This is a genomic window from Virgibacillus sp., from assembly GCF_013393565.1.
Classification (GTDB): domain Bacteria; phylum Bacillota; class Bacilli; order Bacillales; family Amphibacillaceae; genus Virgibacillus; species Virgibacillus dokdonensis.
This window is the reverse complement of the sequence record NZ_JABXHF010000031.1, coordinates 20766-44615: the sequence shown is the minus strand read 5'-3', so window position 1 is coordinate 44615 and position 23850 is coordinate 20766. Positions and strand designations below refer to the sequence as shown.

The window sequence follows — 23850 nt, the reverse complement described above, 5'->3', positions numbered from 1 at the left end:
ATGAACAGGTGAATCAGTGGAATACTATCTTATTTTATTTGCTCGGTGTTAATAGTATAGCTTTTGTGTTGATGGGAATGGATAAGCGTAAAGCAGAACAGAAACAATATCGAATTCCAGAAAGGACGCTATGGATGTTGGCGATTTTAGGAGGTGCGTTGGGAATTTGGTTAGGAATGAAATTATATCGCCACAAAACGAGACATAGGCGATTCGTTTTTGGTATCCCGGTAATATTCTTTGGTCATTGCGTATTTTTGATATACTACTTGTTTAATGGCTTGGTGTAACGTACTATTTCTTCTGGAACCTGTGTTTATTATTTTCTTGTCATAAAGGCTCGTCTCCTGTCATATACATGTACTAGTAAGTACTTTTGTGTCTGTAATAGTTCAACAAGGAGGAGGCTTAAGATGGAAGTATTGGGGAATTATTTACTTGCTTTCATTGAAGGAGGAGGCTTATTCGCCCCTATATTATTTATCAGTTTTCATTTATTAAGGCCTTTGCTCTTTTTACCGGTCATATTTATTTGTATATCAGGAGGTATATTATTTGGAGCTATTGCAGGGACAGTATATTCCCTTATAGGTATTACATTATCAAGTATTATATTTTACTTTTTTGTATATAAGATGCCGAAGTCTATGCAACGATTTCAAAAGGTAAAAGGAAAGATAATTGGTAAGCAAACAGCTTTAACAACATCGCAAATAGCGTTGCTTCGACTGATACCATTTATCCATTTCCACTTACTTTCGTTATGTTTGTTAGAGATATCATCGAGCTTAAAAGATTATACAAAATCATCTTTTTTGACTAACATTCCGATAGCATTTATTTATACATCTATTGGTCAATGGATTTCAAATTTGACACCACTTTACATTGGTTTAAGCTTACTCATACTTTTGCCATTTGTTTATTTGTTGCGCCGAAAAGAAATTTATATTAAATGGCAAGAATTTTTTCATGTTCAAACAAGGGAAAGTACATAGGGGAGGAGATAGGAAACGATGCAGAAAATGAAATGAGAGTGGAGAGGTAGCACATATACGAACAAAAGCATTTATTCATACCTGGAATTATTTTTCATACCCTTAAAAAACTTGGCTAATCCGCAATTCTTAAGGGCAATAAACCAAGTTTTTACATAAGGATGACTTAAAATCTTCTGTCAATAGATCTGTTATCTCCCGCTTCGTATTTTTCAATGCTTTTAAAGGGTTGCTTTATAGTACCTTACATCTATCCTGATTAAGCTTGCACTCTCATCAATGAACCAAACGCGTGCTATAGCACTGCAAATAACAGTAGAGGTTCTCTTAAATACGTTGCTCCACATTAGATTACCATAACATGATGGACAAGCTATAGCAGATGAAAACTTTACTATAAAAGGGATGGTCAGAAAGTGCGTTCAAAAGTAACACATCGATCATTCATCTCTTGTTGAAAGGCCAAAATTTTCTACTAATCGTAGTACCCCATCTCTCGATAATAATTTAATCCAAAGAGCCTATTAGCAATTGATTAATCGGATGTTTCCATTCAATTTTTGAATGGGGATAACGAATGAGGATTTCTTCCTCAAGAAAATATAAGTCGTCCCTTCGCAAACCACTAAGTTCAAGAGGATCTTTGGCTGTAACGTGTATATTAACTACTTCAAAAGAATCTTCTGTAGCTCCAACATATTTTTCACCTTCAAACAAGCATCCTTTATAAACAAATTGAAGATTTTTTTTACTATTTCCAGGTTCGTCTAAAAAATAATATGTTCCTTCTGCTTTAGCTATTTGCAATTTTCGTTGGGGATTACGATAATATTGAATCCAAGTATATATAAGCAATGCCAAAGCCAGCACAATCAGTACGCGAAATAAAATGACTATCATACTATCGTCTCCCTGATCATTATTCCTTTGTAATACGGAATGACATATATAAAGGTTTCACTATTTTTTATTTTTATATGTTACAATCATAGAAAAAGATGTAGTGAGGAAGGTCTTATCATGAATTGGGATAAATTATATCAATTACAGAACGAATTAGATACATATATTGAAACGAACCAAGGTATAAAGAAACAAGATGTATTCGAAAAGAAGTATTTGGCATTACTTGTGGAGTTGGGAGAATTAGCCAATGAGACAAGGTGCTTTAAATTTTGGAGTAATAAGCCGAGAAGTGAAAGAGAGACAATATTAGAAGAATATGTTGATGGCGTTCACTTTTTACTCTCATTAGGAATTACAAAGGGTCATTATTTTAGCGGGAACGTTTCTAGAAATAAAATGGAGGATGAAACAAAGTTATTTCTAAACGTGTACACAGCCTGTCATCAATTTTTTCAACATCCAACGTCGGTTAATTATGATCATTTATGGGAAACATACTTGCATCTAGGTCAAGCTTTAGGATTTTCGGAAGAAGATGTTCATAGAGCTTATCTAGAAAAGAATGAAGTGAATTTCGTACGTCAAGACGAAGGATATTAGAAGAACGTAAAAAAATAGCTTATTGCCAAATTGTTATGGCAAAAAAAGTTGTTTCGCTTATATAAACCCAAAAGTTTTATACATTTCTATACTGAAATAACAATTTTTTTATAAATCATGTGCATGCTTTAAAAAATTTTAAAATTTGATTAAAAGAGGTATAATAGATAATAGTTTAATGAAGAGGTGAATACATATGACGAAGATGGATGAAACATTAACCATGTTTAAAGATTTGACAGATGCAAAAGGGATACCAGGCAATGAAAAAGAAGCCCGTGACGTCATGAACAATTACATTACTCCATATGCAGATGAAGTCATGTATGATAATTTAGGTAGTTTAATCGCTAAAAAAACTGGCGACGAGGATGGTCCTAAAATAATGGTTGCTGGACATTTGGATGAAATTGGTTTTATGGTTACAAGAATTGATGATAAAGGTTTTCTTTACTTTCAAACGGCTGGTGGTTGGTGGAGCCAAGTAATGCTTGCCCAGCGTGTTACGATTATGGGAAGTCATGGAGAGGTAACAGGTGTTATTGGATCGAAACCCCCTCATATTCTTTCTGCTGAAGCAAGGAAAAAGCCAGTAGAAATTAAAAATATGTTCATCGATATTGGTGCTTCTAGCAAAGAAGAAGCGGAAGAATTTGGTGTAAAACCTGGAGATTCCGTTGTTCCATATTTTGAGTTTACACCTTTAAAAAATGAAAAACTATTGTTGGCTAAGGCTTGGGACAACCGTATCGGCTGTGCAATTGCTATTGAGGTTTTAAAACAACTAAAAGGACAAAAGCATCCTAACACCGTTTATGGTGTTGGAACTGTACAAGAAGAAGTCGGACTTCGCGGTGCTAAAACTGCTGCCAACACGATAAAACCAGATATTGGTTTTGGTGTTGATGTAGGAATAGCTGGTGACATGCCAGGAGTTTCAGATCATGAAGCAGATAGCAAAATTGGTAAAGGGCCACAAATCGTGTTATACGATGCCTCTATGATATCTCATAAAGGAGTACGTGACCTTGTTGTTAAAACGGCTGAAGAAAATGACATTCCGTATCAATTTGCGACGATGGCTGGCGGGGGTACCGATTCTGGTTCTATTCATTTAACAGCAAACGGTGTGCCGTCTTTATCTATTACAATTGCCACACGCTATATCCATACGCATGCTGGTATTTTACATCGAGATGATTTTGAGCATGCAGTAAAATTAATTGTGGAGACGATTAAAAAGCTGGATCGTGATACTGTAAATGAACTAATTCTTGCTTAAGAAAGACTTACTTGTATACAAGTTTATTGGTGAAAAAATCCGAACTCATATTTAAAATTCTATTAAGAATTTAAATAAGTTCGGATTTTAGTCTTATTTTTAAAAGAAAACCATGAAGTATGAAGGCTACAAACGGGCGTTCAAGTAAATTTAATTTTTAAGCTAAATATTGATGCATTACTTTTTGTACATAGTTTTGAGTTTCTTTAAATGGTGGAACTCCTTGATGTTTATCTACATTTCCAGGCCCGGCATTATAAGCAGCCAAAGCTAATTCTGTATGACCGTTATATCTGTCCATCATTTGCTTTAAATATTTGACACCGCCTTGAATGTTTTGCTGCGGGTCATATGGATTTGTTACACCTAAGCCTCTTGCGGTGGCAGGCATTAATTGCATTAAACCTTGAGCCCCGGCGCTACTTTTAGCTAGCGGATTAAAATTGGATTCTGTCTGGATAACAGAGCGAATGAGACGCTCGTCTACTTGGTACTTCCTTGCGGCATCCTGAATGAGCGTATCTATCTCTTTAGTAGTTGTATCACTTGTCTGTGTCATCTTTGAATACGTAGTTGCTAACGTATTATTTAATGGATATGTATGGTTCTTAGGTGGTAAAGAATGAGTAGCTTGTAGTGTGTTTGCTTTGTTTAACTGTTCCTGTAACAATTGCTTAAAGGCAAGTTCCATCATTGGTGAATGACTGGAAAACCCATTTGAGCCAGATGTAAGGATAGACATCGCTTCATACTGCATCATTTTTTGCAACTCTCTTATTTCCATACTGTGTTCTCCTTCCTAACGGTCATATACTATTTTACTATAAGTTTATAATTTAGGGAATGAGTTATTAAAGTGAGACAACTTTTTTGCCAGCATGTTGTAATAAATTTTTATAAAAAGGATCTTCACCAATACAAATAACTTTGGAGCATAAAGCTTTGATTTCATCCATATCATGAGAAGTGTAAAGGACCATTTTTCGTTGATTACGCGCTAACTTTTGCAAGTAAGTAGCAATTTCCTTTTTTGATTTTAAATCTATTCCGACTGTCGGTTCGTCTAATAAAATCAGAGCTGGGTCGTGAATAAGGCTAATGGCTAGATTGAGTTTTCGTTTCATGCCACCAGACAGCGTATGAACTTTATCGTGCCAACGATCTAAATTCATATCAAGACATAATTCTTTCAACTCTTTTTCTGATTTGTTTTTCCATGCTAGTTTTTCAAAAAAAACCATATTTTCACGAACGGTAAAATTATCCCATATAGCGATATCTTGCGGTACAAATCCGATATGGCGTCGTACATGCTTACGATGTTTTTGGTAGTACCAGTTGTATAATTGAATGGACCCTGTTGTAGGCATCTGTAAAGTTGCTAATACATGTAATAAAGTCGATTTCCCTGCCCCATTTTCACCGACCAAACCGATAATTTCACCAGGATGTATGGAAAAGGATAAGTCAGTGAAAATAGGCTGTTTATTGTACGTTTTAGATATACGTTCTACGTTAAGCATATGTATCTTCCCTTCTTGCATACCAAATAATAATCAGTAAGCCTACAATATAAAGCCAAATATTATGTAATGCCCCTTCGAGAAATGGAATAAACGGGTGAATTACAGATATAGTTGGCAGGTTATTAACTAGATGATCAATAGGGACAATTGCTCCGCTAGTTAAAGCAAGTAATAATGTAATAATGAAAGATAGGCTATAATACGTAACTAAACGTTTCATTTTAAGAGCGAATAAAAAAGAAAAACCATTCAATATCATTCTTATGGTGACGATGGCAATAATTTGTGAGAAATGGGTTGGTATCTCAAGAATATAGTGAAAAACAAAAATTGTAATAACATCTATGAAAAGTAATAAACATGTATATAATGTAAGATTGAGTAACGCATATTTCTTAAAAGAAAACCGAATAAATACAAATCGTGGTTTAACGGTTGCATTGTTTTCTTTAATCACCCAATCAAAAAGAAAGAAAGTGGCCAAACTTGCAAATAAGATCCATATCCCCCAGGGGTTCCATAATGATACTTGTTTTTCCCTTTTGTTTACTTGGTCTCGATATTGAAATTGAGTTGATAATAAATTCTGATTTGTCTCGATCTCTTTACTTGTAGTAATAATTTCATCTTTTGTCCAATCCTGCCTGTTGGTCAACTGCTTCTCCAATTGTAATACAGTATGAGCGGTTTTAATCCGTCCTGTATTTTTTTGCACAAAAGAGGCTACCATTTCCGAAACAGAAGTATAAGCGAACGATAAATCTGATTGATAACTAGTAATTAGCCGATTTCGACTACCTCTATGCATCTTTTCTTCATACCCATCTTTAATAATAAAAACACTATCCAACTCATGTTTTTTCAATTGTTGAAGCGCTTTGTCTTCATCTAACTCGTAGATACGAAGAAGAGAGGATTGTTTCAATTCTTTTACCAATTCAAAAGCGGTGTTTGTTTGATCTTCTATAACAAGACCCACCGGGACTTTGCTTTCTGTCTGAACGTCTATTAGCAGATAATGAAGAAAAATCACACTAGCAAGAGGGAAAAACAGCCAAAAAACAAAGGAATAGAAATGATGTTTCCAATGCAAGAAGCGGGTTTGGATAATGGATTTCATCGATGTAGGCGCTCCTTTCCAATGGTAATACTAGAAAGAACAAAAAAACCAATGGCAGTCATTAGTAACAATGGAATGTAGTCTACATACAAGCGTTTATGTAGTAATAATTCTTGCAGCCAGTAGAATGCTTCCGAAGAAAAAGTAAAGGGAAGCATTTGCTGAAATAAAAGCGGCAAATAAATCGTTGGAACGATAGAGCCACTTAATAAAAGAATTGCCAAAGTAAGGCTAATTTGTACGACGAGTCGCATCCGATGAGAACGAATGAAAGCTTCTACGATAGAAATGGCTAATAAGAAGCAAAAGCTATATAAAATAGTAACAAGCATAATCCTCACTGCGTCTACGAGTTGAATATCCCAACCTAATAATATATGAAGTACAAATAACAGACCTAAACCAAGTATACAAACGAAGCCCAATGTTACAGCTAGTTTAGCAAATATCGGTTGAATTGGTCGTACATTGTAGAGCATCATTCTTTGTTCCATTTTTGCTGTTACATCACGGTGTAATCCTGTGTATATAAGTAGTAACCATGTTGTGAATATGATAAACCAGCCACCAAGACTATAGTAAGAAGCGGGATTGGCGGTAGCCTGATTAATTAATTGCTCCTCTTGAATAAGCTGCTTTCTTCCTAAAGTGTAAAATACAAACTCCTTAAATTGTTCAAAGACAAACTCATTGCGTTCTTGATCATCTAAGGGGAGTTTTTTGGCGTATTGATTTAACGTGAGCACATTTGCTTGAGACGCCCTTATATGTGTTGTCACACTCTCCATTATTGTATAAACTATTTGGCTTTGAATAGGTTGATTTGGGTTGCCTATCATTGATAAAGTAACTGGATTTCCTTGATATAAATTATACGTGAATTTCTCTGGGAATAGTATGTAGGAGCTGACCTCATCATTCTCCATTTTTTGTTTCGCTACTGTTTCACTCATTTTATGTACATGTATAAAGCTGCCAAGTTCAGATGTTTCATCCAACATATCAATGAATAGCTTCGTTTCCTTTGATTGATCTAAATCAACTAGTCCAACTTGTATAGGATTTTGTTCATCTGGAGTAACAAATGTTATGGTAATATACGCTAGTAAGCCGACGATAAAAATGGGGAGAAGCAAAACAAGAGGAAGTGCATACCACTTCCTCTTTAATTGCAGTGCATTATATCTTATAAACAATAATGTTATTTTCATGAAATGCATAATGGGCACTTCCGTTCGTTCTTGTATTTATCGTTAGAATTCCATGTTTCCGGTAGCTGATAGCATTTCTACCATCCAGCCTTGGAATTTAGGTTTAACTTCCGTTTCGAAATATTCCATAAGCTCTTGTTCATTCATTGTTCCAATTTCTGTAGTTTTATCTTTACTCGGAATTTCTACACTGTCTACTGTTTTTCCTTCAACATTAGCATGAAGTGAGAATAAATTTTGATCAACATTTGGATCAGTAAAAGCAAAGCTGTGTTCCTCGTTCATTTGGTCTTTTTTATAATTAGATGTACCGTTCCAAATGAGTTGTGTGTCACCTGTATATGGATCTTGAAAACTAATCGTACGTTTAAAATCGCGTTTTCCATCTTTTAACGTTTCTTTACCGTCATAAGTAAATGCTTGTTCGTCAAACGCTAGTTTCAGAGAATCCTCCGCCTTTTTATCTTTCCATGACAAATCACCGGAGAGGCTTACTTTACCACCTTCTATAGTGTCATCAACGTTTAAAGCGAGATTAAATTGCTGCCTTTCTTCTTGGAGAAGTTGTGTACCTTTAAACTCGATTGTAGTAAGTCGTTCTTTGTTTTGACCGAGTTGAATATTAAAATCTCGTTGGGCAATTAAATCATCGTGCACCCAAATGGTAGATGTTAAACCTTCTGGAATTTGAAATCCATCTATATTTTCTTTTGCTTTTTCTAAAGAAGTATCATAATCTTCCATTGTTTGGTCCATCTCTTTTTTTATTTCAGGCATGGCTGCCAATCCCATTAATTGTTCTTCTAACAATTGACGGAAAAGCTCTTTCATTTTATCATCTTTTCGTAATTTTTCTATATTTTTACTTAAAATTTCTTTTACTTTTTCTTCACTTAATTGCATCGTAATTTTGTCAGTTTCTAATGATTTATCATGGACTTTAATCGTCTCGCTTTCTGTTTTGAAAGCTTCGTCTGGTAATTGGTCATAAATAAACTTGCCGTATTCTTCTTGGATATACTCTTTATCATCTTCAGATAGTGTTTCTTCAAATAATATATTAAAATCAATCTTTTCTTCGCCTGTAAAAGTAGCTGAATCGATTTCTTGCAATAAATTGCCAACATTTTCACCTTTTAACGAGATGAACTGTTCCAGAAACGGTAAACCTACCATAAATTGTTTGGAATTTAAATGAAAAGTAATGTTATCCACTTTAATTTCTCCAATATTCGCTGATAGATTTCCAGATATTTTTTTATTTTTCATATCAGCAGCATGTGTGTAAGAAATAGTAGAATTATTGATTAGTTGAGCAGGATCTATCCCCATACCACCTTGAATAATAGGAGTATCGGATTCCGCTGACAATTCATAATTTGTTTCCGTCGGCTTTTCTCTAGTAGTTTCTAACCAATCAAATTCTGATTCATATCGTTGTTCAATTTGTTCATTCATAAACTCTATTGATTCTTTTTCTGCTAAAAAGTACTTCTGCTTATCTGATAAATTTGCGAAAATATAAGCCGCAACAGTTCCGCCAATTAGTATTACTGCCCCTATAGTAATACCAATCAATGTTTTGGGTGACAGCTTACGTTTCTTTGTTTCCTCCATTACTTTTCCCCTCTCTGTAAATACTTCCGATTTAATTGTATTACATAATCCTGTAATAATGACAATGAAGTATCTGTTTATGTTTATATCACTTTGTAAATATATAGTCAAATTGTGCCAATTCTTGTCCAAGTAGGGAAAAATTAAAAATAAGGTGTGTGATTGAAAAAACATAGTAAAAAAGGTAATAATACCTCTTCATTTAGAGGGACAAATTGTCTGTTTGCTATACTAATCATACCATTTGGCTCTTGATGTATATGGTTTTAGGTAGATTCGACTAATTTTTAATAGTCATTGTTTTAGTTTTGTTAGAGTATACCGAGATAGTTTGTCCAATGGCACAAGAAGCTCAATTAGAAAAAATTCTAATACAGAGCCGCCATAAGAGCCGTATAAATTTTTTTGGTTTATAGTACAAAACAGACTTGTCAATAAACAAATTTTTCTTATTATCGTGCAAAAGAGCAGCACTTGACTAATTTTTCAAGTGCTACTCTTTAAAGGTTTAGGACTGTGTTGTAGCTTGCTTTACACCTTGTTCTAAAGCTTCTAACATATGGTCTTTATCTTGTTCTTCCGCATTCTCCCAGATTAATTCGAATAATACACCTAGTCCAGGAAGCATTTTTTCTTCTCCACTCTGGACAGCATCAACAATAGTTGCTTCCAATTGGGATTGGTCATTGGAAGCAATATTGCTAAGTATTGCTTCGCGTAAATTTAAATCCAAGACAATTCCTCCTTTGCAAATTTAAAGCCTAAGAAATTACGTTGCACGGCTAAAGTTTTCTGTAGAATAGGGCAGATTATATAATAAAGAATGAAGGACTACAGGATGTGCTAATGGATTTCCTACTATATAGGTGAAATTATCGGCAACATAATTTTAACCTTTGCACGCTAAAATTAGTTTGACCGAATAAGGATAAAATATGTATACTATGTAAGATGAATGAGGGTGATACGTATGGAGTCAATAATTACATCTGTTAAAAATACAAAAGTGAAAAATTGGAAAAAGTTACACACTCGAAAAGAGCGAGAAAACACAAATACGTTTCTCGTTGAAGGTTTTCACATAGTTGAAGAAGCCTTTCTAAGTGGATGGACGATGAAAGAGTTAATTATTCAAGAAGGTATATCTGTACCTACGTGGGTAAAAGACATTCCCGTAACTGTGGTGAAAGAACCTATTTTTTCAACCATATCTCAAACGGATGCACCACAAGGAATTGCAGCTGTAGTGGCTATGAGAGAATTATATGACATAAAGCAAAGTCCTGTACTTATCGTCGATGCAGTGCAAGATCCTGGTAATCTTGGAACAATGATTAGGACGGCAGATGCAGCAGGTTTTTCAGAAGTAATTTTAGGAGAAGGAACGGTAGATGCTTTTAACCATAAAGTCATTCGGGCTACGCAAGGTTCTTTGTTCCATATTCCTATTAGGAAAGCCAGGTTAAAAGAGGAAATTGCTTCGCTTAAAAAAGCAGGTTTTGAAATATGGGTAACGGCTTTAGAGGATGCGTTCAATTATACAGAAGTAAGACCAACGCTGAAGACAGGACTTATTGTAGGAAATGAAGGAAGCGGTGTAAGAACACAAATAATGGAGTTAGCAGATAAATGGGTCACTATCCCAATTTATGGAAAAGCTGAATCACTAAATGTCAGTGTAGCTTCTGGAATATTAATGTACTATTTACGCTCATAATGTTGCAAACCTTGTTGTAATTATCTATAATATATATAACATAATAGCAAAAGCGTTGAAGGAGCGGAGAATTTGCCTCTATTACGTATACAGGGAGAAATGTCATAGACTGAAAACATTTCATCGTAGCAAAGTTCATCCTTTCACTCTGGAGCAGATACTTGGACCTCATTCTTAATGAGTAAAGGTATTCCGGGTTATTCCCGTTATCGGAATGAAGTGGATACTTTGGAAACATTGTATGAACTAGGGTGGTACCGCGAAAATATGCCTCGTCCCTTGCTGGGAGGAGGCTTTTTATATTGCTTTTTAAGCTATGTAAGAATGAATAAAGGAGGAAATAAGAAGATGAAAGAGCAGTTGAAAATGATTGAACAAGAAGCTTTGGAAAAGATCTTACAAGCTAAGACTACGAAAGAACTGCAAGATATTAAAGTAACCTACTTAGGTAAGAAAGGTTCACTTACAAGTGTGTTGCGAGGGATGGGGAAACTTTCTAAAGAAGAGCGCCCGGTTATTGGAGAACTTGCTAACAAAGTGCGTGAACGTTTAACCTTAAGCCTTGAGAAGCAACTGGAGAAATTGGAAGAAATTGCTTTAGAAGAACAATTAGAAAAAGAAACGATTGATGTAACACTTCCTGGCAGACCAGTGAGATTCGGAGGTCCGCATTTATTAACTAAAGTAATTGAAGAAATTGAAGATTTATTTATTGGAATGGGTTTTGAAATCAGAGAAGGACCTGAGGTAGAGACGGATTATTTTAATTTTGAAGCATTAAACTTACCGAAAAATCATCCAGCAAGGGAAATGCAGGACACCTTTTTTATTACGAAAGAGTTATTAATGCGTACACAAACGTCTCCTGTACAGGCACGTACGATGCTTGAATATGGTGGTAACAAGCCAGTAAAAATGATATCTCCTGGAAAAGTTTATCGTCGTGATACAGATGATGCCACTCATTCCCATCAGTTTACACAAATTGAAGGTCTATATGTAGATAAAGATGTGAAAATGAGTGATTTAAAAGGTGTGCTAGATGTCTTTACCAAAAAAATGTATGGCAATGATCGAGAAATTCGTTTTCGCCCAAGTTTTTTCCCGTTTACAGAGCCATCTGTAGAAATTGATATTTCTTGTAAAGCATGTGCAGGAAAAGGTTGCTCTATTTGTAAAGGCTCCGGATGGATTGAAATCTTAGGCGCGGGTATGGTACATCCAAATGTATTATCAATGGCTGGTTATGATCCAAAGGTTTACAGTGGATTTGCCTTCGGTATGGGACCTGAACGAATTGCGATGTTGAAATATGGAATTAAGGATATAAGGCAGTTTTACACGAATGACATTCGGTTTTTAACGCAATACCATAATGCTTAGGGAGGAAAGTTTGCATGTTAGTATCATTAAATTGGTTAAAAAATTACGTAGATATAACAGATATAAGTCCAGAAGAGTTAGCTAGTAAAATTACAAAATCAGGAATCGAAGTCGATGGCATTGAATATGTAGCAGAGAAAAGCGAACATGTCGTCGTAGGCTACGTTGTATCCTGTGAGAAACACCCAAACGCTGATAAGCTTAACTTATGCCAAGTAGATGTTGGGGAGGAAGAACCGTTACAAATTATTTGTGGAGCTCCTAATGTAGCACAAGGGCAAAAAGTGGCTGTTGCCAAACCAGGAGCTGTCCTACCAAATAATTTCAAAATTAAACGGGTTAAGCTACGTGGGATTGAATCAAATGGAATGATTTGTTCTCTACAAGAACTCGGTATAGAAGAAAAATATGTACCAAAAGATGTGGCTGATGGCATCTATGTGTTTCCTGATGATGTGACAATTGGTGAGTCAGTGGAGCCACTATTAAACTTAAATGATGCTGTTTTAGAATTTGATTTAACTCCAAATCGTGCTGACTGCCTATCTATGTTAGGAGTTGCGTATGAAGTAGGGGCTATTTTAAACAGAAAGGTAAAACTGCCGAGTTCAAACCCAAAAGAGGGGGCGGAAGAGGCAAAAGACTATATTGCTGTTGAAGTAGAAGCGAAGGAAGCTAATCCGTATTATGGTGCTTTTGTTATTCGTGATGTAGAGATCCAACAATCACCATTATGGATGCGAAATTATTTAATAGCAGCTGGGATTCGTCCAATTAATAACGTGGTGGATATAACGAATTATGTATTGCTGGAATACGGCCAGCCCCTACATGCGTTTGATTATGATAAATTAGGGGCGAAGAAAATCGTTGTTCGCCACGCTAAAACCAATGAAAAACTCGTTACATTGGATGAGCAAGAACGCGTATTATCACAAGATCATTTAGTTATCACGGATGGGAAAGATCCGATTGCTCTAGCAGGAGTAATGGGAGGTTTATCGACTGAAGTCACAGATACAACGAAAAATGTTTTACTTGAAGCAGCATATTTTGATTCTAGTACGGTAATGAAAGCAGTGAAGGCAACGGGTCTCTATAGTGATTCAAGTACACGATTTACGAAAGGCGTTGATCCAAATCGAGTAAAAGAAGCGGGACTTCGAGCGTGCGAGTTAATGGAAAAATACGCCAATGCGACAATTACAAAAGGAGTAGTAGCGTATGATGCATTAAACCGTGAGCAAAAACAGGTTAAAGTGAATGTAACTGAAATCAACAAGCGTCTGGGTACATTATTACAGCCTGCTGATGTAGAAGATGCTTTGCAACGCTTGCAATTTAAATTTGAAAAAAGAAGTCAAGAATATCTTGTATACATTCCAACGCGTAGAGGGGACATTAGCATTTTTGAAGATATGTTGGAAGAAGTAGCGCGTATTTACGGCTACGATAAATTGCCATACACATTGCCAGTTGGAGCTGGGCAAGCTGGGGGCCTTACAGTAAGACAAATATTAATTCGCAAAATAAAAAGCCTTATGGAAGCATCAGGGTTGATGGAGAGTCGCACATATACTTTAATTAGTGAAAATGCAGCTAATACGTTAATTAGCCCTGAGTTAACAGAAGCAAATTATGTTCCAATTGAATTAACTTTACCGATGAGTGAAGAACATAAATATTTGCGCCTAAGTTTTTTACCTGAGATTTTGCGTATCCTAACTCATAACAGAGCACGTAATGAATTTGATTTAGGTTATTATGAGATTGGCAAAACATTTTTGACAGCAGAAAGCACTTTAACAAAACAACCAGAAGAAAGACTTCGATTAGCTGGCGCTGTAACAGGAAATTGGGTTCATCATCCGTGGCAACAAGAAAATAAACTAGTTGATTTTTATGTTGTAAAAGGAATTTTAGAGAAACTTTTTAATTACTTAAATGTAGCAGTCGTTTTCAAGCCTTGTAAGCATAAAGACATGCACCCTGGAAGAACAGCATCTCTTCATTTGGAAGGCGAGACAATTGGGTTTATCGGTCAACTACACCCACGCCTACAAAAGCAATTTGATCTAAAAGAAACATATGTATTTGATGTCGATGTCGAAGGGTTATTAGAGGCGTATAAAAACGAACCTACTTATGAGGAAATACCTAAATATCCATCTATTGGACGCGATATTGCTTTTGTTCTTGATCATACTGTGCTTGCAGCTGAAGTAAAACAAGTCATTATGGATGTCGGAGCACCGCTTGTGAAACATGTATCTGTATTTGATGTTTATGAAGGAGAGCATTTAGAAGCAGGCAAGAAGTCTGTAGCGTTTCATTTAGTATATCAGCATGCTGAGAAAACATTAACAGATGATGAGGTTCAAGCGTCTTACGAACAAATAATAGAAGCAGTCAAGCAGAAGTTTAACGCATATATTCGATCTTAAGCAATAGGGAAAGCTTATCTGAAAAGTGAGTAAAAATCTTCAGTTGAAATATACTTTTGTTAATAACTTGAATTCCCACTTGTTCAAGCATGAATTGCTAAACAGGTGGGAGCTTTTTTACACTCAAGGCAGCCCTAATAGCTTCAAAAGAGCAAGCAAAATGTATGAAGAAAAAATTTCTTGCAAAGTTATGCAAGATTATGAAACCTTAAGCTTTATCATATAAGATAAGCGGCTAACTCTTAGCATCATGTTGGTAATGCGTTAAGTTTGCTTACAGAGAAAAAGGGGGATGTTCTAATTTAGGTAAGCGTGTGCTTTTTTTGTGTTTGCAAAATGAACCTTTGCGATTTCAGTTAAGCAATGTTCTCCGTACTTTTTCATAATAACAGCTGCAGTTTGATCCACTTTTCGAGAAGCTCCCTTTGGCAATTCAATGCCTGTTTGCTCTGATAATATATCCATCTGTTTTAGAAAACTAGTTCTTGCAAGGATAGAAGCTGCGGCAACGGAGGTAGAGTAACTCTCTGCTTTTGTCATGAAAAAAGTGGATGGTGATAGCACTTCTTTTTCAGAGGCTAAATGTTTTTTATACACAACAGGTTCACAAAATTGGTCAATAAGAATTCCATCTAATGGGCTTTGATCAATTTTTTTGATTAAGCGTTGAATGGCATGATGATGGAGCATCGTCTTCATTTTACCTTGTGTCCACCCTTTTTTCTGTAATTGATTGTATTTTTCATTACGTAAAGCAATCAGGGAATATGGGATGTTTAATTGGATGATATCCCTTGCCAGATGACGGATCTTTAAATCTGTCAATGCTTTGGAGTCTGTTACGCCCATGCTTTTTAATTCACTAATTTGGGCTTTCGTCAAATAGACTGCAGCCACAGTAATAGGGCCGAAATAGTCCCCTGTCCCTGCTTCATCACTACCGATATGATTACTAGAGAACAGTTGGGAACTCGGCGTATAGGAATTTGTTTTCGCTTTGTTGGAATAAGTAGCTTGGGCGGAGGCAGTTTTAGCATCTTTTGTCCACAGACTAGCTGCTTTTTCTGGAGAAGCGCCCTGGAATAATACTTTTCCTGATTTATATGCCGTAATAACGGCTTCGTTTGTTTTTGCTCGAAACAGAGCACCTTGGGGTGGCGTAATTAAAAAACTTGCATAATAAGCTTTCATTTTGTCTATGACTGTGTTAGAAAATTGGTATACTTGTTGTGACATTTGCTTCTCTCCAGTTCATCCTGATTTATTTCGCATATATGATGTTGTAGGCTCTCACTTCAAGGGTTTGGTGTATACAAAATATGCCGAAGTATAAGATAAGTACCTACGATTGTATAGAAGTTTTCTTTTTATACTAAAGGAAAATTTATATTTCCGCAAACCATTGACAAAATCAGTTGTGAAGGAGTGGATCGTTTCCTTAATCACCTACTTCATGTTAAGATAAAATGGACAATTTTCTTTATCAGGGAGGATTTAAACGTGGCCAATGAGGAAAAAACTCGAACAACTGTAGAGATACATAATCGTACCTATACAATTATAGGAACAGAGCCACAAAATCATATTAAATTGGTTGCCAGTTTAGTGGATCAAAAAATGAATGAAATCCAAGAAGCAAATAGGCAGCTTGATACGACAAGATTAGCTGTACTAACTGCTGTAAATACGATGAATGATTATTTGAAATTAAAAGAAGAGTATGCTTCTTTATTAGGTTCGATGAAGAAAAAGGAAGACTAACTAGAAAGAGGAACATGAACATATGGTTACTATTTTATTATTGTTGTTATTAGTGATGGGTTTTTTTATTGGGTTAAAAAGAGGATTCATATTACAGCTATTCCATCTCATTGGGTTTATAGCATCTTTTGTTGTAGCAGCTTTGTATTACGATGAGTTAGGGCCTAAGTTGGAATTATGGATTCCTTATCCTAATTTAGAGGAAGATGGTAAATGGGCGACGTTTTTACAAGACTTGCCTCTTGAAGCGGGTTTTTATAATGCTATTGCATTTTTGGTTATTTTTTTAGCGGTAAAAATCATTCTACAAATTATAGCTTCTATGCTTGATTTTGTTGCTTCTTTACCGATTTTAAATTCTGTAAACAAATTATTAGGAGCCATTCTGGGCTTTGTAGAAACATATTTGTTACTTTTTATTTTCCTATATATTGCAGCTTTAATACCGATTGCTCAAATACAAACATGGATAAACGATTCTTCAGTTGCGTTATTTATTATTGAACGTACTCCTTATTTCTCAGATGAAATTAGAGAGCTTTGGTTCACATATGTAGCCAATAAATAATGATTTTCATTGTGGGGGGAGATTGGTGAATAGTATGAAGATTAATAAAAAAGATGTTATAAAATTAATGGAAACGATAGCGACGTATTTAGAATTACAAGCAGAGAACCCTTTTAAAATTAGTGCCTATCGTAAAGCAGCTCAAGCGTTGGAAAGAGATGATCGATCTTTAGAAGAAATCGATGATTTTTCTAAAATCAAGGGGATTGGCAAAGGAACAAGTGCTGTTATTCAAGCGTACATACAAACAGGACAATCTAAGACCTTGCAAGATTTAGAAGAGCAAGTTCCAAAAGGTTTGCTCTCATTACTACAGCTTCCAGGGCTTGGTGGTAAGAAAATTGCTAAACTTTATCATGAATTAGGTGTTACAGATGCTGAAGGATTAAGGGAAGCATGCGAAGCTGGGCGAGTAGAAAGGTTAGCGGGATTTGGTAAAAAAACAGTTGAAAAAATAGTAGCAGCACTAGAGGAAGCAAATAAACGCCCAGAACGTTTACCAATTGCGATGATGCTACCTTTAGCTGAAAAATTGGAAGACTACTTGAACCAAATAAAAGAAGTTGATCGTTTTTCAAGAGCAGGAAGCTTGCGGCGGATGAGAGAAACTGTCAAAGATATCGACTTTATCATTGCAACAGAACAACCAGCTATCGTAAGAGACCATTTATTAGCAATGGATGGGGTAAAAAACGTAATTGCTAAAGGGGAAACGAAAGTATCTATTGTCATGGAAGATGTATATGATGTAAATGTGGATTTTCGTATGGTTCAGAAGGATGCATTTGCTTCTACGCTACACCATTTTACTGGCTCAAAGGAACATAATGTTGCTATGCGTCAAATAGCAAAGTCTCGTGGTGAAAAGATTAACGAGTATGGTGTAGAAGTTGAAGAAACGGGAGAAAATCTTACCTTTCATTCAGAAAAAGCTTTTTTTAATCATTTTGATCTGCACTATATTCCTCCTGAATTAAGGGAAAATACTGGAGAAACAGAGGTATTTCAATCCCCTTATCCACTTTTAGAGCTGTCGGATATAAATGGGGATTTACACATGCATACGACGTGGAGTGATGGAGCACAATCATTAGAAGAAATGGTCTTACGAGCGATAGAAAAGTCGTATCAATTTATCGCCATTACAGATCACTCCAAATTCTTAAAAGTTGCTAACGGACTAACTGAACAGCGATTACGTAAACAGCATGAAGAAATAGTACGTTTAAATGAAAAATATCCTGATATTCATATTTTTTCAGGTGTAGAAATGGATATACTACCTGATGGAAATCTTGATTTTTCGAATGAATTTCTGCGTGAACTCGACTTTGTTATTGCGTCCATACACTCAAGTTTTAACCAACCCGAAGATAAAATTATGTATCGATTAGAAGCAGCATTAGAAAATCCTTACGTTTCACTTATTGCTCATCCTACAGGTAGATTAATTGGTAAGCGAGATGGTTATCAAGTTAATGTTAGTGCTTTAATTGACAGAGCGAAAGAAACAAATACAGCATTAGAAATGAATGCAAACCCCAACCGTCTAGATTTATCTTACCAGTGGGCTCGAGAAGCTCAAGAGAAAGGCGTTATATTAGCGATCAATACGGATGCTCATAATTATCAAATGTTAGAGCATATGACATACGGAGTTGGCGTCGCTAGAAAAGGATGGATTAAACCAGAAACGGTTATGAACACGTGGTCTACGCAAGAGCTGATTGCCTATTTTAAACGAAATAAATAATGATCCTATAGATATACTCCGATAACTGGTGTATGTTGTACAACACGAAGATCGAAAAAGCAAAATAGGAGGTTATGAAGAAGCTCCTATTTATCTTGAACAATCTGTAAAAGGAGTTATTGACATGAACGAGCGCATGTTACGCGTACTCGAGTTTGATAAGATTATTGAACAAGTAACCAATTATGCAGCAACATCTATTGGGAAACAAGCATTGCAGCAAACGCACCCTTCTACAGATATGGACACAGTGGTTCGCTTGCAAGATGAAACGGATGAGGCAACGCATATAGAGAGGTTAAACAAAACGCTACCTTTGGGAGGGATTTTTGATATACGCCCAAGTTTAAAACGCGTTTCCATTGGAGGAGTGCTATCCGCAGGCGAGTGTATTGAGGTTTCTAGCACTATATATGGCGCAAGGATGGCAAAAGACTTTGTCGATCGATTAGAGGAAGATTTTCCTATTCTTAGTGCAATGGCAAAGGAGATTACTCCGTTAAGACAATTAGAACAAGCAATCAATCGTTGTATTAATGATGACGGTCATATGCTAGATAGCGCTTCTGAAAAGTTACGAGGAATACGCTCTTCCATTCGTACGTTAGAAAGTAGGGTCAGAGAGAAATTAAGCAACTTTACGAAAACACATAGCAACAAATTGTCAGATGTTATCATCACAATACGAAATGATCGCTATGTTCTCCCGGTAAAGCAGGAATATCGCAGTGCTATCGGAGGAATTGTTCACGATCAATCCGCTTCAGGTCAAACGCTATTTATGGAGCCAAAAGCTGTTGTTGATATAAATAATCAATTACAAGAAGCGTTTGTTAATGAAAAGAGAGAAATGGACAGGATATTAGTTTCACTTAGCAACTTGATTGCAGAAGAAGTAAATGCTTTAGAGCATAATGTTCATTTACTTGGAAAAATGGATGTTATATTTGCCCGTGCAAAATACGGTCAGGCAATGAAAGGTACGAAACCAATAATGAATGACCGCGGTTTTATTAAAATGAACCAAGCTAGACATCCATTAATTGATCCACAAGACGTTGTTGCGAATGATATTAAGTTAGGCAAGGATTATACAGCAATTGTAATTACAGGACCGAATACAGGGGGGAAAACGGTCACCTTAAAAATGGTCGGACTCTGTTGTTTAATGGCTCAATCTGGTTTGCAAATTCCGGCATTGGATGGATGCGAGCTTGCTGTGTTCTCTCATGTTTTTGCAGATATTGGTGACGAGCAGTCAATAGAGCAAAATTTAAGTACGTTTTCATCACATATGACTACAATTGTAGACATTTTAAAGTATATTGATGAAAAAACACTTGTATTGTTTGACGAGCTTGGTGCTGGTACTGATCCTCAAGAAGGAGCAGCTTTAGCAATGGCAATCCTCGATGAAGTGATTGAAAGACAAGCTAGAGTAATAGCAACGACTCACTATCCAGAATTAAAAGCTTACGGATTTAATCGACGACAAGTTTTAAATGCTTCTGTAGAATTTGATGTTGAAACGTTACGTCCTACGTATCGTTTGTTATTAGGCATACCTGGACGAAGTAATGCCTTTGATATATCTCGGCGCTTAGGGCTTTCCACAGTAATTATTGATCATGCAAAGTCCTACGTCGGCATGGATTCCAAAAATGTTGAAAATATGATTGCTTCTTTAGAGCAATCGCAATTGAAGGCAGAAAAGGATTACGAGCAAGCTCATGACTTGCTACAACAAGCAGAAAACTTCTATGAAGATGTAAAGAATATTTGGCATGAATGGCAAGAGAAGAAAGAAAAACTGTACCGAAAAGCTGAAGAGAAAGCTGATAAAGCCATTCAAAAAGCACGGGAAGAAGCAGAGCTTATCGTTCAAGAAATTCGCAACATGCGTAGTGAAGCGGAGTGGAAAGAGCATGAATGGATTGAAGCTAAGAAAATGCTTGATGATGCTAAACCGGAGTTATCGGCAAAACAAGACACCTCTACTCCCTCCAAAAAACGAGAAGAAAAAGTACTAGAACCTGGTGATGATATTAAATTACTTACGATTAATCAGAAGGGGACAGTGTTAGAAAGAATAAGCGATTATGAGTATTTGGTTCAAGTTGGCATTATGAAAGTGAAAGTGAATCGAAAAGATTTACACTACATGGGTAAAACAAAAGAGAAATATGAGCAGCCAATTACAACCATTAAAGGAAGCAACTACCATGTGAAAACAGAATTGGATATTCGAGGGGAAAGGTTAGAAGATGCGCTGTTAAAATTAGAAAAGTATGTGGATGATGCGCTACTTGCTGGTTATCCAAGGGTTTCCATTATACATGGAAAGGGAACTGGAGCACTTCGAAAAGGTGTTCAGCAGTTTGTACAACAACATCCGAGAATAGCTAACTTCAGGGCAGGTGAAGCTGGAGAAGGCGGTAGTGGAGTAACGGTCATTAATTTGAAATAAGAGTGAGTATTCGAGGTGAATAGGATGGAAATGGGAGTAGCCTTTTGGGAAAATGTAGTCGTACAAACTGCAGCCAGATACAGTGTGGTGATTTTATGCACGTTAGTGTTCTTAGCAATTTTAGAAATAGTCACGTCATATAAAAATTGGGAAGAAATTAAAAAAGGAAATTTTGCAGTTGCCATGGCAACAGGTGGGAAAATATTTGGTATTGCGATTATTTTTCGTTACTCTATTGAACATAATGATACATTGGTTCAAAGTATTGGGTGGGGTGTATATGGTTTTATCTTGTTATTACTAAGTTATTTTGTATTTGAGTTTTTGACACCAGTACTGAAAGTCGATGAAGAGATAGGGAATGGTAACAAAGCAGTAGGATTTATTTCAATGATTATTTCAGTAGGTTTGGCTTTTGTTATTGGTGCTAGCATAGGGTAAGAGGGGGAGAAACCTATGGTGTTAGATCGTTTAGCAAAGATATTAATTGTTGTAGCTATCTTATTTATTGGTGTAGGGATCGTATGGTTAATGGTCTAACGTTAAGTTGTATGCTATTAGGAGGTATTATTAAACTTGGCAATGATTGCCAAGTTTTTTTATAGGAAAAGGTTTTATCGTATTAGTCAAACTAGGGTTTTCACCATAAAGATTTAGAGGTAATCAAGTTTTTCTGAAAAATAATTAAATAATATTTCAAAAAATAACGATTAATCGGTATAATGTAAATAAGCATAAAGCAAAGGGAGGAAAAAACATGGGAGAAACGAAAAGTTGGTTTCAGCACTATCCACCTGAAATAAAAACATCACTCCACTATGACGAAAAGCCGCTCCATCGATTTTTACTCGAAAGTGCTGAAACATTCCCCAAAAAGAAAGCGCTTCATTTTATGGGGAAGGATTTGACGTATGAAGAACTTTATAATCAAGCAACCCAAATGGCAAACTATTTACAACAACTAGGTATGGAAAAAGGAGATCGAATTGCTATCATGCTGCCAAACTGTCCACAATCTGTTGTCACGTATTACGGGGCTTTAATGGCAGGTGGTATCGTTGTACAAACAAATCCACTGTATAAAGAAAGGGAGTTGGAATACCAGCTGAAGGATTCTGGCGCGACTTTTATTGTATGTCTAGATATTTTACTACCCCGTGTTACAAATGTAAAAAATAATACAGATATCCAACATACTATTGTTGCAAGCATCAAAGATTATTTGCCATTTCCTAAAAACTTAATTTACCCTTATATACAAAAGAAACAGTACAATATGGTTGTAAAAGTAGAACAATCCGACAATATACATGTATGGGATTATATGATGGATGTAGCTCAGTCTGCTTATGAAAAGGTTGCTGTTAATCCAAAAGAAGATTTGGCTTTATTGCAGTATACCGGTGGAACAACTGGAAATCCAAAAGGAGTGATGCTTACCCACCATAATTTAGTTTCTAATGTCCAAATGTGTCAAGCTTGGATTTATAAAACGAATCCTGGTGAGGAAATCGTATTAGGAGTATTACCGTTTTTTCATGTTTATGGAATGACAGCAGTTATGAATAATGCGATTATGATGGGTGCTAAAATGATCTTGTTACCTAAATTTGATGCAACAGAAGTATTGAAAACGATTGATAAGCATAAACCAACGCTTTTCCCAGGAGCACCTACAATTTATGTGGCTTTATTAAATCATCCTAAATTAGAGCAGTATGATTTATCATCGATTAAAGCTTGTATAAGTGGTTCTGCACCATTACCTACAGAGGTTCAAGAACAATTTGAAAAGGTGACAGGAGGTAAACTTGTAGAAGGTTATGGCTTAACAGAAACATCACCTGTTACTCATGCAAATTTTGTTTGGCATGAGCGGAGAAATGGTAGTATTGGGGTGCCGTGGCCAGATACAGATGCTAAAATAATTGATGAAGAAACGATGGAAGAAGCGCCTATCGGAGAGATTGGAGAGATTGCTGTTAAAGGTCCCCAAATCATGAAAGGATATTGGAACAATCCTGAAGAAACAGCCCAAGTACTAAAAGACGGATGGTTATTTACAGGTGATTTAGGATACCAAACAGAAGATGGTTACTTTTATGTCGTAGATCGAAAAAAAGATATGATTATTGCTGGTGGATACAATATATATCCTCGTGAAGTAGAGGAAGTGTTATATGAACATGAAGCGATTCAAGAAGCTGTTGTGGCTGGTATTCCCGATCCGTATCGAGGGGAAACAGTAAAAGCTTATGTAGTTTTAAAGCCAGGTTATGCAATAACAGAAGACGATCTTAATACGTATTGCCGAAAACACTTAGCAGCATTTAAAGTACCTCGCATTTATGAATTTCGTGAAGAACTTCCTAAAACAGCGGTTGGTAAAATTCTAAGGAGACAACTTATTGATGAAGAAAAAGAAAATTTACAAGTAAATTGAGCTTTCCGGCTCTTTTTTATCTAGCATTGTACAAGCAATGGCATTGACAGTTCT

General features: G+C 35.9%; 21 protein-coding genes. 13 read left to right on the top strand and 8 right to left on the bottom strand.

Going from position 1 to position 23850, the window contains the following annotated elements; all coding sequences use genetic code 11:
- Nucleotides 1–290, top strand: a 290-nt coding sequence (locus HLX49_RS08520) for a DUF1294 domain-containing protein (RefSeq protein ID WP_367112738.1), incomplete at its 5' end; no start/stop codon positions are given.
- Between the two features lie 123 nt (nt 291–413).
- The gene (locus HLX49_RS08515; RefSeq protein WP_101933787.1) at nt 414–998 is read left to right on the top strand and encodes a TVP38/TMEM64 family protein; all 585 of its coding nucleotides are present in this window, start codon (nt 414–416) and stop codon (nt 996–998) included.
- Between the two features lie 507 nt (nt 999–1505).
- Here the strand turns inward: HLX49_RS08515 and HLX49_RS08510 are convergent.
- Nucleotides 1506–1898: a sigma-w pathway protein ysdB gene (locus HLX49_RS08510; protein ID WP_077703313.1), complete on the bottom strand. Its 393-nt coding sequence runs from the start codon at nt 1896–1898 to the stop codon at nt 1506–1508.
- A gap of 120 nt (nt 1899–2018) precedes the next feature.
- On the opposite strand from HLX49_RS08510, the gene HLX49_RS08505 reads away from it, so the two are divergent.
- Nucleotides 2019–2504, top strand: a complete 486-nt coding sequence (locus tag HLX49_RS08505) for a dUTP diphosphatase (protein WP_077703314.1) — start codon at nt 2019–2021, stop codon at nt 2502–2504.
- Nucleotides 2505–2700: 196 nt separating this feature from the next.
- Nucleotides 2701–3786, top strand: a complete 1086-nt coding sequence (locus HLX49_RS08500; RefSeq protein ID WP_296361239.1) for a M42 family metallopeptidase — start codon at nt 2701–2703, stop codon at nt 3784–3786.
- A 157-nt stretch (nt 3787–3943) separates the two neighbouring features.
- Here the strand turns inward: HLX49_RS08500 and HLX49_RS08495 are convergent, their stop codons facing one another.
- The 6 genes from HLX49_RS08495 to sspI all read right to left on the bottom strand — a co-directional run bounded on the left by HLX49_RS08495 (nt 3944) and on the right by sspI (nt 9993).
- A complete protein-coding gene (locus tag HLX49_RS08495) occupies nt 3944–4570 on the bottom strand; it encodes a lytic transglycosylase domain-containing protein (RefSeq protein WP_077703316.1) in 627 nt (208 codons plus the stop codon).
- Nucleotides 4571–4637: 67 nt separating this feature from the next.
- Nucleotides 4638–5309, bottom strand: coding sequence for an ABC transporter ATP-binding protein (locus tag HLX49_RS08490; protein WP_077703317.1), 672 nt, complete (start codon nt 5307–5309; stop codon nt 4638–4640).
- A complete protein-coding gene (locus HLX49_RS08485; protein WP_077703318.1) occupies nt 5302–6432 on the bottom strand; it encodes an ABC transporter permease in 1131 nt (376 codons plus the stop codon). Before HLX49_RS08485 ends, HLX49_RS08490 begins: the two co-directional genes overlap by 8 nt.
- On the bottom strand, nt 6429–7643 hold the full coding sequence (locus HLX49_RS08480; RefSeq protein WP_296361234.1) for an ABC transporter permease: 1215 nt from the start codon (nt 7641–7643) through the stop codon (nt 6429–6431). The genes HLX49_RS08485 and HLX49_RS08480 overlap by 4 nt, the downstream gene beginning before the upstream one ends.
- A gap of 42 nt (nt 7644–7685) precedes the next feature.
- Nucleotides 7686–9260: a DUF6583 family protein gene (locus HLX49_RS08475; protein WP_296361232.1), complete on the bottom strand. Its 1575-nt coding sequence runs from the start codon at nt 9258–9260 to the stop codon at nt 7686–7688.
- A gap of 508 nt (nt 9261–9768) precedes the next feature.
- Nucleotides 9769–9993 (bottom strand): small acid-soluble spore protein SspI, encoded by a 225-nt coding sequence (gene sspI, locus HLX49_RS08470; protein WP_073010190.1) that lies wholly within the window; start codon nt 9991–9993, stop codon nt 9769–9771.
- Nucleotides 9994–10230: 237 nt separating this feature from the next.
- On the opposite strand from sspI, the gene HLX49_RS08465 reads away from it, so the two are divergent.
- From HLX49_RS08465 to pheT, 3 genes are all read left to right on the top strand, one after another.
- Nucleotides 10231–10977, top strand: coding sequence for a TrmH family RNA methyltransferase (locus tag HLX49_RS08465; RefSeq protein WP_331805154.1), 747 nt, complete (start codon nt 10231–10233; stop codon nt 10975–10977).
- Between the two features lie 348 nt (nt 10978–11325).
- Nucleotides 11326–12360 carry a phenylalanine--tRNA ligase subunit alpha gene (gene pheS / locus HLX49_RS08460; RefSeq protein WP_296361247.1) on the top strand — a complete coding sequence of 345 codons (1035 nt, stop codon included), beginning with the start codon at nt 11326–11328 and terminating at the stop codon, nt 12358–12360.
- Nucleotides 12361–12374: 14 nt separating this feature from the next.
- Nucleotides 12375–14804, top strand: a complete 2430-nt coding sequence (pheT, locus tag HLX49_RS08455) for a phenylalanine--tRNA ligase subunit beta (protein ID WP_296361229.1) — start codon at nt 12375–12377, stop codon at nt 14802–14804.
- Between the two features lie 297 nt (nt 14805–15101).
- Here pheT and rnhC read toward each other — a convergent pair whose 3' ends face one another.
- Nucleotides 15102–16040, bottom strand: coding sequence for a ribonuclease HIII (gene rnhC, locus HLX49_RS08450; protein ID WP_296361227.1), 939 nt, complete (start codon nt 16038–16040; stop codon nt 15102–15104).
- Between the two features lie 264 nt (nt 16041–16304).
- Here rnhC and zapA point away from each other — a divergent pair, with 264 nt between their 5' ends.
- The 6 genes from zapA to HLX49_RS08420 all read left to right on the top strand — a co-directional run bounded on the left by zapA (nt 16305) and on the right by HLX49_RS08420 (nt 23796).
- Nucleotides 16305–16565, top strand: coding sequence for a cell division protein ZapA (zapA, locus tag HLX49_RS08445; protein ID WP_073010200.1), 261 nt, complete (start codon nt 16305–16307; stop codon nt 16563–16565).
- Nucleotides 16566–16587: 22 nt separating this feature from the next.
- Nucleotides 16588–17133 (top strand): CvpA family protein, encoded by a 546-nt coding sequence (locus tag HLX49_RS08440; RefSeq protein ID WP_077703323.1) that lies wholly within the window; start codon nt 16588–16590, stop codon nt 17131–17133.
- A gap of 34 nt (nt 17134–17167) precedes the next feature.
- Entirely contained in the window at nt 17168–18886 is a 1719-nt protein-coding gene (polX, locus tag HLX49_RS08435; protein ID WP_077706874.1) for a DNA polymerase/3'-5' exonuclease PolX, read from the top strand.
- Between the two features lie 124 nt (nt 18887–19010).
- Nucleotides 19011–21353, top strand: coding sequence for an endonuclease MutS2 (locus HLX49_RS08430; RefSeq protein WP_296361245.1), 2343 nt, complete (start codon nt 19011–19013; stop codon nt 21351–21353).
- 30 nt (nt 21354–21383) lie between these two features.
- Entirely contained in the window at nt 21384–21794 is a 411-nt protein-coding gene (locus HLX49_RS08425) for a DUF350 domain-containing protein (protein ID WP_414930266.1), read from the top strand.
- Between the two features lie 316 nt (nt 21795–22110).
- A complete protein-coding gene (locus HLX49_RS08420) occupies nt 22111–23796 on the top strand; it encodes a long-chain-fatty-acid--CoA ligase (protein WP_077703326.1) in 1686 nt (561 codons plus the stop codon).
- Nucleotides 23797–23850: the final 54 nt, after the last annotated feature.

Excerpts from the sequence above, each read along its gene's own strand:
- HLX49_RS08485 (WP_077703318.1), bottom strand. The coding sequence starts at position 6,432 with ATGAAATCCATTATCCAAACCCGCTTCTTGCATTGGAAACATCATTTC.
- pheT (WP_296361229.1), top strand. The coding sequence starts at position 12,375 with ATGTTAGTATCATTAAATTGGTTAAAAAATTACGTAGATATAACAGAT.
- HLX49_RS08425 (WP_414930266.1), top strand. The coding sequence starts at position 21,384 with ATGGGAGTAGCCTTTTGGGAAAATGTAGTCGTACAAACTGCAGCCAGA.
- HLX49_RS08420 (WP_077703326.1), top strand. The coding sequence starts at position 22,111 with ATGGGAGAAACGAAAAGTTGGTTTCAGCACTATCCACCTGAAATAAAA.
- HLX49_RS08475 (WP_296361232.1), bottom strand. The coding sequence starts at position 9,260 with ATGGAGGAAACAAAGAAACGTAAGCTGTCACCCAAAACATTGATTGGT.
- HLX49_RS08510 (WP_077703313.1), bottom strand. The coding sequence starts at position 1,898 with ATGATAGTCATTTTATTTCGCGTACTGATTGTGCTGGCTTTGGCATTG.
- HLX49_RS08440 (WP_077703323.1), top strand. The coding sequence starts at position 16,588 with ATGGTTACTATTTTATTATTGTTGTTATTAGTGATGGGTTTTTTTATT.
- HLX49_RS08495 (WP_077703316.1), bottom strand. The coding sequence starts at position 4,570 with ATGGAAATAAGAGAGTTGCAAAAAATGATGCAGTATGAAGCGATGTCT.
- HLX49_RS08430 (WP_296361245.1), top strand. The coding sequence starts at position 19,011 with ATGAACGAGCGCATGTTACGCGTACTCGAGTTTGATAAGATTATTGAA.
- HLX49_RS08480 (WP_296361234.1), bottom strand. The coding sequence starts at position 7,643 with ATGAAAATAACATTATTGTTTATAAGATATAATGCACTGCAATTAAAG.
- HLX49_RS08505 (WP_077703314.1), top strand. The coding sequence starts at position 2,019 with ATGAATTGGGATAAATTATATCAATTACAGAACGAATTAGATACATAT.
- HLX49_RS08500 (WP_296361239.1), top strand. The coding sequence starts at position 2,701 with ATGACGAAGATGGATGAAACATTAACCATGTTTAAAGATTTGACAGAT.
- HLX49_RS08465 (WP_331805154.1), top strand. The coding sequence starts at position 10,231 with ATGGAGTCAATAATTACATCTGTTAAAAATACAAAAGTGAAAAATTGG.
- rnhC (WP_296361227.1), bottom strand. The coding sequence starts at position 16,040 with ATGTCACAACAAGTATACCAATTTTCTAACACAGTCATAGACAAAATG.
- polX (WP_077706874.1), top strand. The coding sequence starts at position 17,168 with ATGAAGATTAATAAAAAAGATGTTATAAAATTAATGGAAACGATAGCG.
- pheS (WP_296361247.1), top strand. The coding sequence starts at position 11,326 with ATGAAAGAGCAGTTGAAAATGATTGAACAAGAAGCTTTGGAAAAGATC.
- HLX49_RS08515 (WP_101933787.1), top strand. The coding sequence starts at position 414 with ATGGAAGTATTGGGGAATTATTTACTTGCTTTCATTGAAGGAGGAGGC.
- HLX49_RS08490 (WP_077703317.1), bottom strand. The coding sequence starts at position 5,309 with ATGCTTAACGTAGAACGTATATCTAAAACGTACAATAAACAGCCTATT.